The sequence below is a fragment of the Maribacter vaceletii genome (genome assembly GCF_003634105.1).
Taxonomy (GTDB): Bacteria; Bacteroidota; Bacteroidia; order Flavobacteriales; family Flavobacteriaceae; genus Maribacter_B; species Maribacter_B vaceletii.
Genome location: NZ_RBIQ01000007.1, coordinates 1,247,066 through 1,264,132, shown reverse-complemented (window position 1 = coordinate 1,264,132; position 17,067 = coordinate 1,247,066). Strand labels below are relative to the sequence as shown.

At 32.2% G+C, this 17,067-nt stretch carries 14 protein-coding genes; all 14 read left to right on the top strand.

Annotated features, from left to right (window positions below):
* The gene (locus tag CLV91_RS05135; RefSeq protein ID WP_121064624.1) at positions 1-1,047 is read left to right on the top strand and encodes a VWA domain-containing protein; all 1,047 of its coding nucleotides are present in this window, start codon (positions 1-3) and stop codon (positions 1,045-1,047) included.
* Position 1,048: 1 nt separating this feature from the next.
* Positions 1,049-1,930, top strand: a complete 882-nt coding sequence (locus CLV91_RS05130) for a tetratricopeptide repeat protein (RefSeq protein ID WP_121064622.1) — start codon at positions 1,049-1,051, stop codon at positions 1,928-1,930.
* Positions 1,930-3,711 (top strand): BatD family protein, encoded by a 1,782-nt coding sequence (locus CLV91_RS05125; protein WP_121064620.1) that lies wholly within the window; start codon positions 1,930-1,932, stop codon positions 3,709-3,711. The genes CLV91_RS05130 and CLV91_RS05125 overlap by 1 nt, the downstream gene beginning before the upstream one ends.
* Positions 3,712-3,713: 2 nt before the next feature.
* On the top strand, positions 3,714-4,475 hold the full coding sequence (locus tag CLV91_RS05120) for a tetratricopeptide repeat protein (protein WP_121064618.1): 762 nt from the start codon (positions 3,714-3,716) through the stop codon (positions 4,473-4,475).
* Positions 4,476-4,533: 58 nt separating this feature from the next.
* Positions 4,534-4,827, top strand: a complete 294-nt coding sequence (locus tag CLV91_RS05115; RefSeq protein ID WP_121064616.1) for a hypothetical protein — start codon at positions 4,534-4,536, stop codon at positions 4,825-4,827.
* 67 nt (positions 4,828-4,894) lie between these two features.
* Entirely contained in the window at positions 4,895-6,493 is a 1,599-nt protein-coding gene (locus tag CLV91_RS05110) for a SulP family inorganic anion transporter (RefSeq protein WP_121064614.1), read from the top strand.
* A 29-nt stretch (positions 6,494-6,522) separates the two neighbouring features.
* A complete protein-coding gene (locus tag CLV91_RS05105) occupies positions 6,523-7,149 on the top strand; it encodes a carbonic anhydrase family protein (protein WP_121064612.1) in 627 nt (208 codons plus the stop codon).
* A gap of 174 nt (positions 7,150-7,323) precedes the next feature.
* Positions 7,324-9,183, top strand: coding sequence for a SulP family inorganic anion transporter (locus CLV91_RS05100; RefSeq protein WP_121064610.1), 1,860 nt, complete (start codon positions 7,324-7,326; stop codon positions 9,181-9,183).
* 97 nt (positions 9,184-9,280) lie between these two features.
* Positions 9,281-10,300, top strand: a complete 1,020-nt coding sequence (gene pheS, locus CLV91_RS05095; protein ID WP_121064608.1) for a phenylalanine--tRNA ligase subunit alpha — start codon at positions 9,281-9,283, stop codon at positions 10,298-10,300.
* 12 nt (positions 10,301-10,312) lie between these two features.
* Positions 10,313-10,708 (top strand): hypothetical protein, encoded by a 396-nt coding sequence (locus tag CLV91_RS05090; RefSeq protein WP_121064606.1) that lies wholly within the window; start codon positions 10,313-10,315, stop codon positions 10,706-10,708.
* Between the two features lie 93 nt (positions 10,709-10,801).
* Complete coding sequence (locus tag CLV91_RS05085; protein WP_121064604.1) at positions 10,802-11,278, top strand: GbsR/MarR family transcriptional regulator; 477 nt, start codon at positions 10,802-10,804, stop codon at positions 11,276-11,278.
* 102 nt (positions 11,279-11,380) lie between these two features.
* Positions 11,381-12,469 (top strand): efflux RND transporter periplasmic adaptor subunit, encoded by a 1,089-nt coding sequence (locus CLV91_RS05080; protein ID WP_121064602.1) that lies wholly within the window; start codon positions 11,381-11,383, stop codon positions 12,467-12,469.
* A 37-nt stretch (positions 12,470-12,506) separates the two neighbouring features.
* Positions 12,507-15,653, top strand: a complete 3,147-nt coding sequence (locus CLV91_RS05075; protein ID WP_121064600.1) for an efflux RND transporter permease subunit — start codon at positions 12,507-12,509, stop codon at positions 15,651-15,653.
* Positions 15,654-15,660: 7 nt separating this feature from the next.
* Entirely contained in the window at positions 15,661-17,064 is a 1,404-nt protein-coding gene (locus CLV91_RS05070; protein WP_121064598.1) for a TolC family protein, read from the top strand.
* The last annotated feature ends 3 nt before the right edge of the window (positions 17,065-17,067 follow it).

Below are 17,067 nucleotides of genomic sequence, written 5' to 3'. Positions count from 1 at the left end.
ATGATTCAGTTCGACGAAAAAATATATTTCTATCTGTTATTTATCATTCCAGTGATAATTGTCTTATTTATATTGGCATTAATCTGGAAGAAAAAAGCACAGAAAAAATTTGGCAACCCTATATTGCTTAAAAAATTAACGCCTAATAAATCGCATTTTAAATCTACCCTAAAACTAATTCTTTTGCTTTTAGGCATTGCCTTATTAGTTATTGGTTTGGTAAACCCCAAAATAGGAACCAAACTAGAAACTGTAAAAAGAGAAGGGGTAGATATTGTTTTTGCGGTAGACGTTTCTAAAAGTATGCTAGCAGAAGATATAGCTCCTAACAGATTAGAAAAAGCAAAAAGATTAGTATCCGAAATTATAAACCAATTAGGAAGTGATCGTATTGGTATAATTGCATATGCAGGGCAAGCCTATCCACAATTACCAATAACAACAGATTATGGTGCTGCAAAAATGTTCTTACAAAGTATGAACACAGATATGCTAACCTCTCAAGGTACGGCAATAAATGAAGCTATAGAACTTGCAACAACCTATTACGATGATGAAGAGCAAACCAATCGAGTATTATTTATTATTTCTGACGGAGAAGACCACTCCGAAGGATTAACATCTGATGCTGTAGAAGAAGCTACCGAAGAAGGTATACAAATATTTACAATTGGTGTAGGTAAAGAAAAAGGAGCCCCAATACCAATAAAAAGAAATGGTATTGTAGAAACTTTAAAGAAAGACTCTCAAGGAGAGGTTGTTATTACAAAACTTAATGAAAAAGTTTTGGTAGATATTGCTGATGATGGAAATGGAGAGTATATTGATGGAACCAATACAGAACAAGCGGTTGATTTTATAAAGGAGCAACTAATAAAAATGGATAAAACTGAGTTTGAAGCAAAACAATTTGCAGAATACAAAGACCAATTTCAATGGTTTTTAGGAGCGGCTCTTTTATTTCTCTTTTTAGATATTTTTGTGTTAGATAAAAAAACTAAGTGGTTAAAGAAACTTAACCTGTTTAACGAAAAAGAAGAAGAATAAAATGAAAAAATATATTTTACTTATTGTTTTTCTATTTGGTTATTTTGGTATTTCTCAAGAAGAGGAAAAAGAAAAAGCCAAGGCTTTAGAGGCTTCAAAAAATTATACATGGAATGCAAATAAAAATTTATCCGAAGATAAATTTGTAGATGCAGAGGTAGAATACAGAAAAGCAATTTCTAAAAGCTCTGAAAATGCTGCTGCTCCTTATAATTTAGGAAACGCTTACTATAAAAAAGAAACCTATAGTGAAGCTTTTGGGCGTTTTAAACAAGCAGGAGAAGTAGCTACTAGCAAAGCCGATAAACATAAGGCATACCATAATATGGGTAATGTATTTATGAAACGTAAAGAATATGAGAAAGCTGTTGAAGCCTATAAAGAAGCTTTAAGAAATAATCCTAAAGATGAGGAAACACGTTATAATTTAGCTCTTGCAAAAGAAATGCTAAAAAAACAACAAGACGAGCAAAAGAACGACCAAAATAAAGATCAGGATAAGGATCAAAATAAAAAAGAACAAGACAAGAAGGATAAAGAAGACAAAAATAAAGACAAGAAAGACGGGGACGAGGGAGATAAAGGAGATAAGGACAAAGAGGAGGAGAAAAAAGACGGAGACGAAGGAGATAAAGGCGATCAAGGGGAAGAGGAAAAAGAAGATAACAAAGAAGGAGAAGGTGATGAGAAAAAAGAGGATAAAAAACAACCTAATCAAGGAGAGCAACAACAAGAAAAAGCACAGCCTAGACCTAATCAATTATCTAAACAACAGGTCCAAAATTTGCTAGAAGCTATGCAGAATGAAGAGAAAAAAGTAAAAGATAAAATAGACGCTAAAAAAGTAAAAGGAGCTAAAGTTAAAAACGAAAAAGACTGGTAATGCCAAAACTATTTAAAATAAACATTCCCCTGCTATTTTTAGTTTTCTTTTGCCTATTTACACAGGCTCAAGATAAGGGTGCCGTTACTTTTGAAATGAAACTTAGTAAAAATAAGCTAGGTATTAATGAACGTTTGCGGGTAGATTTTGCTATGAATAAAGATGGAGACAACTTTACGCCTCCAGACTTTAGTGGCTTTAGAGTTCTAATGGGCCCTTCCCAATCTATTAGCTCTTCCTGGATAAATGGCGTTCGTAGTTATTCCAAAACCTATTCTTATACTTTAGCACCAACGGCAAGAGGTAAATTTTCTATAAAACAGGCCTCTATTGTTATAGGAGGTAAAATATATAAGTCTTTAGCTAAAACGGTAGAAGTAACTGCTGCTGTAGATAAACCAAATGGAGAAAAATCTGCAGATGCTATCGCAGATGACAATTTACATTTAGTTGCAGAAGTTTCAAAGACTAATCCTTATTTAAATGAAACAGTAAGTGTAGTTTATAAATTATATGTAAGCCCACAAATAAGTGTTTCTAATTACCGACCATTAGACAATCCTAAGTACAATAATTTTTGGAGTCAAGATATTCAAGTTTCTAGACTCAATGCACAAAATGGAACCTATAAAGGAAAAGCATATCGCTACGTAGTATTAAAACGTGTGGTACTATACCCTCAAAAATCAGGAAAATTAGAAATAGAACCTTTATCGCTTGAGGTAACTGTAGATGTTCCTACAAACAAGAGAGATTTTTTTGGTGGTCGAGTATACTCCCAAACTAATAAAACTGTTTCTGCCGGTAAACGCACAATAAATGTAAAAGCGCTTCCAGAAAAAGGAAAGCCTGCAGATTTTAGTGGCGCTGTTGGCGACTTCGATTTTAAAGTTACCACTAGTAAAACACAATTAAATGCATCAGAATCTTTACAAGCTAAAGTAGAGGTTAGTGGTAAAGGAAATTTAAAACTTTTTCAACTTCCAAAACCTAATTTACCAAGTTCATTAGAAGTATATGAGCCAGAATTTAAAGAAGGGATAAGAACAAATTTAGCTGGTATGCAAGGGAAGGTTAGTGATAGTTATACTATTGTACCAGCTTATAAAGGCAAATACCCAATACCGTCTATTTCTTTTAGTTACTTTAATCCAAAAACTAAAAAGTACATTACAGAAAATTCTGAGGAAATTTTAATAAATGTAATAAAAGGTCCTTCAAGTTCTTCCGCTACAAATCAAACTAATTCAAATAACAAACAGGTAGTATCTTCTAGTAATAATGCATTTCATTTTATTAAAACTAAAACAAGTTTACAAGCTATAAAGTCTAATTACTTTTTTGGCTCTACTCCTTTTTACTTATGGTTACTACTTCCTCTTTTGTTAATTCCTATGTATATTTTACTACGTAAAAAAAGAGAGGCTATTACTAATGATGTGGTTGGTAATAAAGTTAGAAAGGCAAATAAATTAGCTAAAAAATATTTATCTAAAGCAAAAGCAACATTAGGAACCAAAGATGCATTTTATGTTGCATTAGAAAAAGCTTTACATAATTATTTAAAAGCAAAATTAAAGATAGAAACATCCGAATTTAGTAAAGATAAAATTCAAGTTTTACTGTCAGAAAAGAAGGTAGATACAGCTACTATAGATGAATTTATTTCTCTTCTTAAGAATTGTGAAGCAGCACGTTATAGTCCATTCTCAAATGTGCAAATGCAACAAGATTATGACAAAGCTAGTGAGGTAATTTCATTAATGGATAAACAATTATAGGTATGCTAAAAAAATTAATATTCCTATTTGTTCTTTGTTTAAGTACTTTAGGAAACGCTCAAAATACTACTCTATTTAATGATGCTACAACGGCATATAATAATGGTAATTATAACAAGGCTATAGAGAATTATTTAAAAATAGTGGAAAATGGGGAGCATTCTGCTGAAGTATATTATAATCTTGGTAATGCCTATTATAAATTAAACCAAATAGCTCCAAGTATTTATTATTTTGAAAAAGCGTTACTTTTAAAACCTAATGACAGTGAAATTAAAAATAACCTAAGTTATGCTCAAAACATGACTTTAGATGCTTTTGAAACACTTCCTGAGACACAATTTTCTAAAATTTACAAATCTATAATAGGAACTTTTTCCTTTGATCAGTGGAGTTATATTGCAATTTTATTTATCTTTTTATTTGTTTTATTATATATTGCTTTTAAACATTTCAGGTTTTCCACAAAAAAACGTGCTGCTTTTATAGGAAGTATTATATCGTTGTTTATGGTTATAACTAGTCTAGTATTTGCCTATGCACAGTACAAGGAGTTTAATGCTAAACAACCCGCTATAATTTTTACAGAAGAAGTTGTAATTAAATCGGACCCAAATAAAAGTGGTCAAGAACTATTTAGATTACACTCTGGAACCAAAGTAAATGTTCTAGAAGAACTTAAAAATTGGAGAAAAATAGGGTTAATAGATGGGCAAACTGGCTGGTTATTAGCTGAAGATATTAAGTTACTTAAAGATTTTTAAAAGTTTGTTAACAGTTTTTAATCGAATGCGCATTATATTTACCATCGAATTTTAGTATATGAAAATTTTTGCACGCATTACTTTACTTATATTATGGCTTTTTGCAGTTACTGCACCAAGCATAATAACCTTATGCGATGTTGAAAACCCAATTGTAATTACCAATCTTAATGAAGAAGAGCAAGAGTCTGGTAAAAAATCATTGGGAGAAGAAAAATTCGTTAATGAAAATTCCTTAGACTTTTCAATGGTTGCTATTTTTGTAAGTTCAATAATTAGCAATTATAATAGAAAAGGATATCAAGATTTATCCTTAGAAGTATTATCCCCTCCGCCTGACCTGGTAAGTTAGTTATTCTCGTTTTTTCTATTTAACTAATCTTGTCCTAAATTATTTAGGGCTCAAATAATTTATTTACATGTTTAAACATTTAAAAAAAGACTTACCAGCTAGTATTGTCGTATTTTTTGTTGCACTACCTTTATGTTTAGGTATTGCCTTAGCCAGTGGAGCACCACTTTTTTCAGGATTAATTGCTGGTATTATTGGTGGTATTGTTGTTGGTGCAATAAGTGGGTCTAAAATTGGAGTAAGTGGTCCTGCTGCAGGTTTAGCCGCAATTGTATTAGTGGCAATTACCTCCTTAGGCTATGAAAACTTCTTAGTAGCTGTAGTACTTGGTGGAGCTATTCAAATTCTATTTGGTGTATTACGATTAGGTATTATTGGGTATTTCTTTCCTTCCTCTGTAATTAAAGGAATGCTTACAGGTATTGGAATAATTATTATTCTAAAACAAATTCCCTATTTTTTTGGAATGGGTAAAAATCCCAAAGGTAACTTTGATCTTCTACAAGTAGAATGGGATAATTTAATATCTGGACTTTTAAAAGCTATTAATGCCCTAATAAGCGGCAACATAAGTATTGGTGCAACCGTAGTTGGTATAATTGCATTAGGAATATTGCTTTTATGGTCTAATGTACTTTCTAAAAAAGGAAAAATATTTCAATTAGTACAAGGGCCATTAGTAGCAGTTGTTTTTGGTATTATATTTTATGTAGTAACGCAAGGAGGTTCATTAGAATTAGCCATAGATCAACTTGTAAAAGTACCAGGAAGCATAGATGCCATTAAAGAGCAAATAACTTTTCCAAATTTTGCAGCCATAGCAAATACGGAAGTTTGGATTACTGCATTTACTATAGCTTTAGTTGCTTCATTAGAAACTTTACTATGTGTAGAAGCTACAGATAAGTTAGACCCGCATAAAAATGTAACCCCAACTAACAGAGAATTATTTGCTCAAGGAACAGGAAACATCGTTTCTGGTTTAATAGGAGGTTTACCAATAACTCAGGTAATTGTAAGAAGTTCTGCAAATATACAATCTGGAGGAAGAACTAAATTATCTGCAATTATTCACGGATTATTATTAATAGTATCTGTTCTTTTAATTCCTACATTACTTAATCAAATACCTTTAGCTGTACTTGCAGCAGTATTATTTATAGTTGGATTTAAATTAGCAAAGCCATCTACTTTTGTAAATATGTACAAGTTAGGTTGGAAGCAGTTTGTACCATTTATGGCAACGGTATTACCAATGGTTATTACTGGAGATTTATTATTGGGTATTGGCTTAGGTTTAGCAGTAGGTATTTTTATTATTCTACTTAAAAACTTTCAAAACTCACACTTCTTACATAAAGAAGGTGAAAATCTTGATGATGGTAAAATTAAAATGACCCTTGCAGAAGAAGTTACTTTTTTTAACAAAGGAGCTATCTTAAAAGAGCTAGATAGTTTGCCAGAAAATACCTATTTAGAATTAGATGTAAGGCAAACTAGATATTTAGATAACGATATTATAGAAATCTTAGAAGATTTTGCATTTAAAGCTAAAGAAAGAAATATTGATATTAAGTTAATTTCAAAACGAGGCACTGTTGAAAACCCAGATAGCTTTATTGAGTTTTTTAAACTAAGACCAAAATCAAATACTAGCTTAAGCTAAACCATTTTTAATAGAAAAGTAAATAACATATGAAAGCACATACAAAAGAAACACAAGCAACCATGAACCCTATAAAAGCTCTTGATTTTTTAAAAGAGGGAAATAAAAGGTTTGTAAATAATTTAAAAGCAAACAGAAATTTACTAGAACAAGTGAATGATACTAGTGAAGGACAATTTCCATTTGCTACTATTTTAAGTTGTATAGATTCACGAGTGTCTGCCGAGCTAGTTTTTGATCAAGGTCTTGGTGATATTTTTAGTATTAGAATTGCAGGAAACTTTGTTAACGAAGATATTTTAGGAAGTATGGAGTTCGCAAGTAAACTTGCAGGAACAAAACTAATTGTTGTTTTAGGCCATACAAGTTGTGGTGCTATAAAAGGTGCTTGTGACCATGCAAGAATGGGAAATCTTACAGCGTTAATAAACAAGATTGAGCCAGCTGTTGCTGCCGTTCAAGAACCAAAAGATGAAAGCATAAGAAATTCTAAAAATTTAGAATTTGTAAATGCCGTTTCTGAAAAAAATGTTCATATAACAATTGAGAACATTAGAGAAAGAAGTAAAATTTTAGCCGAAATGGAAGAACAGGGTGAAATAAAAATTGTAGGAGCTATGTACAATGTTTCTACGGGTAGTGTAGATTTTTATTAATCATTAATACTACAAATAGTATATAGTAAGAGTCTTGGTATAAAATCAAGACTCTTTTTTTGTCTATTACATGAAGTTTTATACACAAAAAATAAATAACTTTATTTTTTATAAAGAAAACTCTCCTTAACTAAATTTTTAGAATCTATAATTACATATAAATTTAACCTTTACATGAAAAATTTATTCTCTAACATAAAAGGAGACCTTTTTGGTGGTATAACTGCCGGTATTGTAGCATTACCACTAGCCTTAGCATTTGGTGTTTCTTCTGGTCTAGGACCAAGTGCTGGTTTATACGGTGCTATTTTTATAAGCTTTTTTGCTGCTTTATTTGGAGGTACAAGCACACAAATATCTGGGCCAACTGCCCCTATGACTGCAGTTAGTATGGTTGTTATTGCAGGTATAATTGCTATGAACGATGGTGTTATAGAAAAAGCATTACCTGCCATTCTAATTATATTTTTCTTAGCCGGATTAATGCAAGTTGGACTAGGTTTATTGGGTATCGGAAAATATATTAGATACATTCCTTATCCTGTTGTATCTGGCTTTATGACAGCTATTGGCGTAATTATATTAGTTACCCAAATACTCCCAGCTGTAGGCTATTATCCTAAAGAGGATACCGACTATGTAAATGGTTTTAAAGCACAGGCAGAGGAAGTTATTTTAGAAAATATTCTAAAAGAAGAAGCTGCCGAAAATATATTGGTATTAGAAGATTTTAAAGAAACTATTAAAAGAGCTGAAAAAATAACCAAAGATGATATTCTAAAAGAGTCACAGACCTTGGCTAAAAAAGAAGCTTCTGGTGTTTTAGGAACACTAAAAGTTATTGGCCGGGCATTACAAAATATAAATTGGTTAGAGCTAGGTTTAGCACTAGCAACCATACTTATTATATACGGGTTTAAACGCATAACAACAGTTATTCCTAGTACACTTGTTGCTTTATTAATTGTCTCTGGTATTGCCTATGGTTTCAAATTAGAATATAGGTCCATAGATGAAATTCCGTCTGGATTTCCAATGCCTAATCTAGGCATATTTACCAATTTTGAAATCGGTTCTATTTCTCCCTATATCTTTACTGCTCTTACTTTAGCTTTATTAGGCTCAATTGACTCCTTATTAACATCGGTAGTTGCAGATAATATGACCAAAACAAAACATAAACCAAATAAAGAATTAATTGGTCAAGGTATTGGCAACAGTATTGCAGCCATTTTTGGAGGAATCCCTGGTGCGGGTGCAACTATACGTACTGTGGTAAATATTAAAGCGGGGGGTAAAACAAAACTATCAGGTATGGTAGCTAGTATTATGCTACTAGTTGTAATGCTTGCTCTAGCGCCTGTAGCATCACAAATACCAGCAGCAGTACTTGCAGGAATATTAGTTACCGTAGGTATTGGAGTAATGGATTATAAAGGATTAAAGGCTATTCCAAGTTTACCTAGAGATATTAAACTTGGACCTTTAAAATTAAGTTCAGAAGTTTTAATTATGCTTGTAGTATTAGTGCTTTCTTCGGTATGGAATTTAGTATATGCAGTAGGCGTTGGTTTAGTAATTGCATCTCTAATGTTCATGAAAAAAATTGGAGATCTTACTGCAGAACGTTCTGATGTAAAAACTCTTTCTGAAGAAAAAGCATGGGCAGATGAGAAAAATTTCCCTCAAGAACTAAAAGAAGAAGTTTTTATTAAGCATCTTAAAGGACCCCTATTCTTTGGTTCTACAAGTGAGTTTCAACAAATGGCTTCTCAAATTCCTAATACTGCAGAAGCGGTAATTATAAGAATGGGTAAAATGCCATACATGGATCAGTCTGGTTTGTATGCCATGGAAGACGTATTAATAGACTTAGAAAATTCTAATATAACCGTTTTATTGATTGATGTTTTAAAACAACCTAAATACATGATGGAGCGTATAGATATTATTCCTGACCTAATACCTAAAGAACATATTTTTACCACGTTTGATGAATGTTTAGCTTGGGTTAAAGAGAATGTAAAAGGGTAAATATTTGATTAATTTTATAGTAGAGCAGTAGCATATTTGGTTAAAAACCTATTGCTACTGCTCTAAATGTTTTAAATTTGCTGGTTTAGAAAGAGTCATGATTGATAAAATTAAAGAGCACATTGCCGAAGTAGAAAAATTTACAACAGAATCTAAAGAAGCTGTAGAGAGTTTTCGTATAAAATATTTAGGTAAAAAAGGGTTGTTAAACGACTTTTTTGCAGAGTTTAAAAATGTTCCAAATGAACAAAAAAAAGAATTTGGGCAAACTATAAATAAACTTAAAAAAACTGCAGAAGAAAAAGTTAACACATTGAAAAGTGCTTTAGACAATACTACAGCAGAAACTGGAATATATGGCGATTTAACTCGCCCAGGTGAAGCAACAAATATAGGGGCTCGCCATCCTATTTCTATTGTAAAGAATCAAATTATAGATATCTTTTCTAGAATTGGGTTCAATGTTTCTGAAGGACCAGAAATTGAAGATGATTGGCATAACTTTACAGCATTAAACCTTCCAGAATATCACCCTGCAAGAGATATGCAGGATACATTTTTTGTACAAACAAATCCTGATATTTTATTACGAACGCATACCTCATCGGTACAAGTACGTTATATGGAAAATAATAAACCTCCAATTCGTACTATATCCCCTGGTAGAGTATATAGGAATGAAGCAATTTCTGCACGTTCACACTGTTTTTTTCACCAAATAGAAGGTCTGTATATAGATAAGAATGTTTCCTTTGCAGACTTAAAACAAACGTTACAGTTCTTTACAACAGAACTTTTTGGGAAATCTAAAATACGGTTACGCCCATCTTATTTCCCTTTTACAGAGCCAAGCGCCGAAGTAGATGTGTATTGGGGGTTAGAAACTGAAGCGGATTATAGAATAACCAAAGGAACTGGTTGGTTAGAAATTGGTGGTTGTGGTATGGTAGACCCTAACGTATTAAAAAATTGTGGTATAGATGCGGAGGAATATTCTGGATTTGCTTTTGGTGTGGGTATAGACCGTATTGCAATGTTATTATATCAAATTACAGATATAAGATTATTGAGTGAGAATGATGTTCGTTTCTTAGAACAATTTAAAAGTGCCCTTTAATACGTTTACCATTTGAAAAAAGATATTCAAATTCCAGAAGTAAAAGATGTTCATGTTGCTTTAATCTACGAGTATAATAATGATTTTAAAGCAAAAGAATGGAATGCCTATATTCTAAATAATAAAGACACTCCTATTGAGCTTGTTTTTGTGGTTTCTAAAGGATATGATGGCGATATAAAAACCGCTCCGTTACGTCATAGTATGGCTGGCTTAGAACCTAAATCTTTTGCTAAACTAGAATTTGTTCAGGACGAGGTTTTAAAACTTAATAATGAATTCTTTGTTACTTTCTATTTAGACGGAGTTTTATTCGAGAAAAAATTCTTGTTCAAAAAAAATACTATAAATAATACTAGTTTAACAACTATTCCTACAATTAACAAGCAAGGTATATTAGGTAAATAAATCTAAAATTTTATTTTTTAACAAAAACTTAAGTTCTTTTAGTTTGTTTTATACAGAACCAATCATATATTTGTACTATAATTATTTAGAATTATGGATAAAGAAGAAGAAAAAAGAGCTTTAATTGAAGAAATGGGTATCCATTTTGAGTCTGAATATTCTTTACCCCCCTTAGCAGCAAGGATTTTTGCAAACTTGGTAATAACTGAGGAAACAGGCTTAACATTTGATGATTGTAAGGTAAAAAGAGGTGCAAGTAAAAGTTCTATTTCAACAGCATTAAATTTATTATTACAAATAGGTTTTATTAATTATTTTACCAAATCTGGTGACCGAAAAAGGTATTTTAAAATTGCTGTAAAAGGCTCCTTTTTTATTAAAAAATTAAATAAAGAATTAAATAAATTAGAGAAAGAAACTTTTATAGTTAATAAAGTACAAGACTATTTTAAAAAACATAACCCAGAAAGGTATAATGAAGATGAAGAAATGAAAAATATTTATTTAACATGCTTAAAAAATAATAAAGAAGTTTTTAAAGATTCAATTAATAAATTAAAGAAGATATAGTTATTACTATTTTTTTAATAATTTGGTTCGTTTTTTACCGAACATTACGAATTAACAATGCTTTAACAAAAGGAAAACATTAAATCAAAACATCCATTCAAAATGAAAAAGTTATCAATTATAGGACTTTTAAGCATCGCTTTATTATTAAGCTCTTGCTTTTCAAAAACGCCAACACAAAATACAACTGCAACAGCTCCGCCAGCACCTAGTTTAAGTGTGGCGAAATTAAATAAAGAAGACATTACAGTGTATACTGAGTTTTCTACAATTTTAGAAGGTAAACAAAATGTAGAAATATGGCCAAAAGTATCTGGCTTTGTACAAGAAGTTTATGTAGAAGAAGGTCAAAAAATTAAAAAAGGACAGCTACTTTTTAAATTAGAAACTCAAACTTTAAATCAAGATGCAAATGCTGCTAAAGCATCTGTAAATGTTGCACAAGTTGAAGTTAATAAACTTAAACCATTAGTTGAAAAAGGTATTATTAGTGATGTACAATTAGAGACAGCTAAAGCAAATTTAGAACAAGCTAAAGCCAGTTATGAAAGTGTGGCTTCTACTATTAATTATTCAAGAATTACAAGCCCAGTAGATGGTTATATTGGCGAAATTCCATTTAAAATTGGAGCATTAGTAAGTTCTACAATGACACAGCCATTAACAACGGTATCAGACATTAGTCAAGTACGTGCCTATTTTTCAATGAACGAAAAAGAGCTATTGAAATTAAAAGAATCTATGCCTAAAAACAATAACAATGTTATGGACGTTAATAAAGCTCCAGAAGTAACTCTTGTTATGGTTAATGGTAAAGATTATCCTGAATATGGTAAAATTGCTATGATAAATACTATTATTAATAGCACTACTGGTAGTGTTACTGCTAGAGCAGATTTTAATAATGAAAATAACTTACTAAGTAGTGGTAGTACAGGAAAAATTAAAATACCTACTGTATATAAAGATGCATATGAAATACCGCAAGTAGCTACAATTGACTTACAGGGTAAAAAGTTGGTATATGTGCTAAAAGAAGACAACACAGTAACAACATTGCCTTTAAATATCATTACTACAACTCAAAAAGGATATATAGTAGAAAAGGGCATAAATGAAGGAACTACAATAGTTCTGGAAGGTGTTTCCAAATTAAAAGACGGTACGGTTATTAATCCAACCAAGCCCTAATTACCGCAAATATTTTATAATACATAAATAAAGAACAATGTTTCAAAGGTTTATAGATCGTCCCGTATTATCTACGGTTATATCGATTATCATAGTTATTCTAGGTGTATTAGGTTTAACCACCTTACCCGTAGAACAATATCCAGAAATAGCACCTCCAACAGTACAGGTTACGAGTACATATACTGGTGCAAATGCAGAAACTGTATTAAATAGTGTTGTTATTCCGTTAGAGGAACAGATTAATGGTGTAGAAAACATGTTGTACATGACCTCTAACGCGAGTAACGACGGTGCTTCTACTATAAATGTATTTTTTAAATTAGGCACAGATCCAGATATTGCTGCGGTAAACGTACAGAATAGAGTTGCAAGAGCAAACAGTGTATTGCCACAAACGGTTGTACAAACAGGGGTTATTACACAAAAATCACAAACTAGTGCGTTACTTTTCTTCTCATTATTCTCTGATAATGATGAATACGATGCCACGTTTGTAGAAAACTATGCAAGAATTAACATCGTACCAAAATTACAACGTATTGAAGGCGTGGGGAATGTAACTGTTTTTGGCGCAAAAGACTATTCTATGCGTATATGGCTTAACCCTGAAAAAATGGCTGCTTACAAATTAATGCCTTCAGATATACAAGCAGCATTAAACGAACAAAACCTAGAAGCTGCAACTGGTAAAATTGGAGAAAATGCAGATGGTGTATATGAGTATGTACTAAAGTATAAAGGTCGCCTTGCTGAAGAAGCAGAATATGAAGACATTATCATTAGAGCGCAAGAAAACGGACAGTTTTTAAGACTTAAAGATGTAGCCGAAATAGAATTAGGTGCTTTTAATTATGGTACGAAGAACGAAGGTATGGGTAAACCAGGCACTGCTGTTGGGATCTTTCAAACTTCTGGATCTAATGCAAATGCTATTATTGATGAAATACAAACGATACTTGAAGATAGTAAGACCGATTTCCCAAAAGGATTAGATTATGTAATTCCCTATAATACTAAAGATTTCTTGAGTGCTTCTATTGATCATGTAGTACAGACTTTAATTGAAGCTTTTTTATTAGTTTTCTTAGTAGTATTCATATTCTTACAAGATTTTAGATCTACATTGATTCCTGCTATTGCAGTACCTGTGGCTATTGTTGGTACATTCTTTTTCTTATCCTTATTTGGGTACTCCATTAACATGCTAACATTATTTGCAATGATTTTAGCCATTGGTATTGTGGTCGATGATGCTATTGTAGTAGTTGAAGCCGTACATGCCAAAATGGAAGAAGGCGCAACTAATGCAAAAAAGGCAACAAAATCTGCTATGTCAGAAATTTCAGGAGCAATTATCTCAATTACCTTGGTAATGTCTGCTGTATTTATTCCTGTGTCATTTATTAGTGGTTCCTCTGGAGTATTTTACCAACAATTTGGTATTACATTAGCAATCGCGATTCTAATTTCCGCAGTGAATGCATTAACGTTAAGTCCTGCTTTGGCAGCGCTTTTATTAAAACCCCATAATCCATCCGAAGAACATAAAAAAGGAATTACAAAACGTTTCTTTTCTGCTTTTAATACTGGTTTTAATGCCATGACAGATAAATATGTTGGTTCTGTAAAATTCATAGCCAAAAGAAAATGGCTAACATGGGTGTCTCTTATCCTATTTGCTGCAATTGCAGTGATGTTATTTAGATCTACCCCAACAGGGTTTATTCCTAATGAAGATCAAGGTCTAATTTTTGCCGATGTTACTATGCCGCCAGGTACAACATTAGAACAAACGCAAAAGACCGTGAAAAAACTAGATTCAATTTATCAATCTATGGATATTATAGAAGCTAGAATGAACATTACAGGTTTTAGTATTTTGAATAGTGTTAACGGTGGTTCTTATGGTTTCTCTGTACTTAGACTTAAAAACTGGGCAGAAAGAGAAGGTGAAGGCGAATCTGTTAGTGAAGTTGTAGGTAGTCTTTTCGCTAAAACCGCAGGTTTAAAAGATGCTAAAATATTCTTCTTTACACCGCCAAGTGTTAGAGGTTTTGGTAACTCTACCGGTTTTGAAATGAACCTACAGAGTAAAGGTGCCGATGATTGGCAGACAGTAAATAAAGTAACTGGAGAATTCCTAGCTGCATTAAATGCAAGGCCAGAAGTACAATATGCCATAACAAATTTCAACGCTAATTTCCCACAATATGAATTACAAGTAGATGTTGAGAAAACCAAAATGGCTGGCTTAGCCGTGACTGATGTCTTTAGTGCAATGCAAGGTTATTATGGCGGACTATACACTACAGATTTTAACAAATTTGGTAAGCAGTATCGCGTAATGATTCAAGCCAAACCTGAGGATAGAGCAGATGAAAATTCATTGAATCATATTTTTGTGACCAATGCCAATGGAGAGTCAGTTGCGGTATCTCAATTTGTATCCTTAAAAAAAATATATGGTCCTGAGGTGGTTAGTAGGTTTAACCTATTAAGTTCTGTGAAGGTCAACGGTGCAATGAACCCTGGGTATTCTACCGGTGATGCTATTGCCGCTATTGAAGAAGTAACTGCAGAAGTGCTACCTAACAATTACACGTATGAGTATTCTGGTCTTACCAAAGAGGAAAATAGTGCTGGTAGCCAAACCATCATCATATTTATGTTGAGTTTGGTATTCGTTTATTTCTTGTTAAGTGCACAGTACGAATCATATATTTTACCATTATCAATACTATTATCGTTACCAATTGGTATTGCAGGAGCTATTAGCTTTGTAAGCTTTGCTGGATTAGAAAATAACATCTATTTCCAAATTGCATTAATCATGCTTATTGGTCTATTGTCTAAAAACGCTATTCTTATTGTAGAATTTGCTTTACAACGTAGAAAGCATGGCATGTCTATTCTAGATTCTGCTATAGACGGTGCCAAAGCTAGACTTAGACCAATTTTAATGACCTCTTTTGCTTTTATCCTTGGTTTAATGCCATTGGCATTATCATCTGGTATTGGTGCTGTTGGTAACCAATCTATTGGTATGAGTGCTGTTGGAGGTATGTTAATTGGTACTATATTCGGTGTATTTGTAATACCTGCTCTGTATGTCATATTTCAAACACTACAGGAACGTATAACTGGTGCTCCGCATGAAATAATTGAAGAACCTAAGAATTAGAGAAATCATGAATAAAATAATATCACATAAACTTATACTAGTAGCCATACTTTCAATTTTGCTACAATCCTGTTTTTCAGCAAAAACATACAAAAGGCCTAGTGTAGAAACAGAAAATTTGTTTAGAACGGATAATCTGTCACAAGACAGTGTATCTTTTGCATCAGTATCTTACAAAGACCTATTTACAGATTCCTATTTAAAAACCTATATCCAAAAAGGGTTAGACAATAACATAGATATTCGTATTGCTGTTCAAAATATTACAGCAGCGCAAGCTTATGTAAAACAAGGAAAAGCTGGTTATTTACCAACTTTAAACGGTGCTGCTTCTGCAACAAGAACAGCAAGAAATAGTGAAAACGGACAGTTTGGTGCTCTTTTTACACAACCATACAATCAATTTGAAGTGTCTGGAACTTTATCTTGGGAAGCAGATATATGGGGGAAAATAAGAAGTACAAAACGTGCTAGTGATGCAAGTTACTTACAAACATTAGCTGCTCATAAAGCAGTAAAAACAAGTTTAGTAGCTCAAATAGCAACTACCTATTATCAATTATTAGCTTTAGATAAACAAATTTCTGTAACTAAAGAAACTATAGAAACGCGTTCTAAAAGTTTAGAAACTATTACTGCTCTAAAAGAAGCAGGACAAGAAAATCAGGTTGGTGTAGATCAAACCGCAGCGCAGTTATACAGTGCTCAAAGTCAGTTATTAGATCTTAAAAATTTACTATACCAGACAGAGAATACTTTGAGTATTCTTCTAAGTGAGCAACCACAAGCATATGCTCGTGGATCTTTAGATGACCAAAAATTAACAAATGAAATGCAACTTGGGATACCTGCGCTATTATTAAGAAATAGACCAGATATAATACAAGCAGAATATAACTTAATAAATAGCTTTGAGTTAACAAATATTGCTAGAAGTAATTTTTACCCTTCTATTACTCTTTCTGCACAGGGTGGCATGCAAAGCTTAGAGCTTGATAATTGGATAGATTCTAGTTCAATTTTTGCAAACTTAGTTGGCGGACTTACACAACCTATATTTAATGGTAGAAAAATAAGAACTGCTTATGAAGTAGCCCAAGCACAACAAGAACAATCTTTATTAAACTTTAAAAAAGTGCTTTTAACTGCTGGAAAAGAAGTGTCTGATGCTTTATATGATTACAATCTTTTGGCAGAAAAAGAAGTTTTTGTCACCAAACAAGTTGTAGCATTAAAAAGAGCTGAGAAAAACTCTGAAGAACTCTTAAATAGTGGCTACTTAACCTATTTAGACCTTTTAACCGCAAGAGAAAACTCTTTAAATGCAGAATTAAATTTAATAAATAATAGGTTCTCGCAATTATCTGCAACTGTAGAACTATATAGATCTTTAGGTGGCGGTTGGAACTAATTA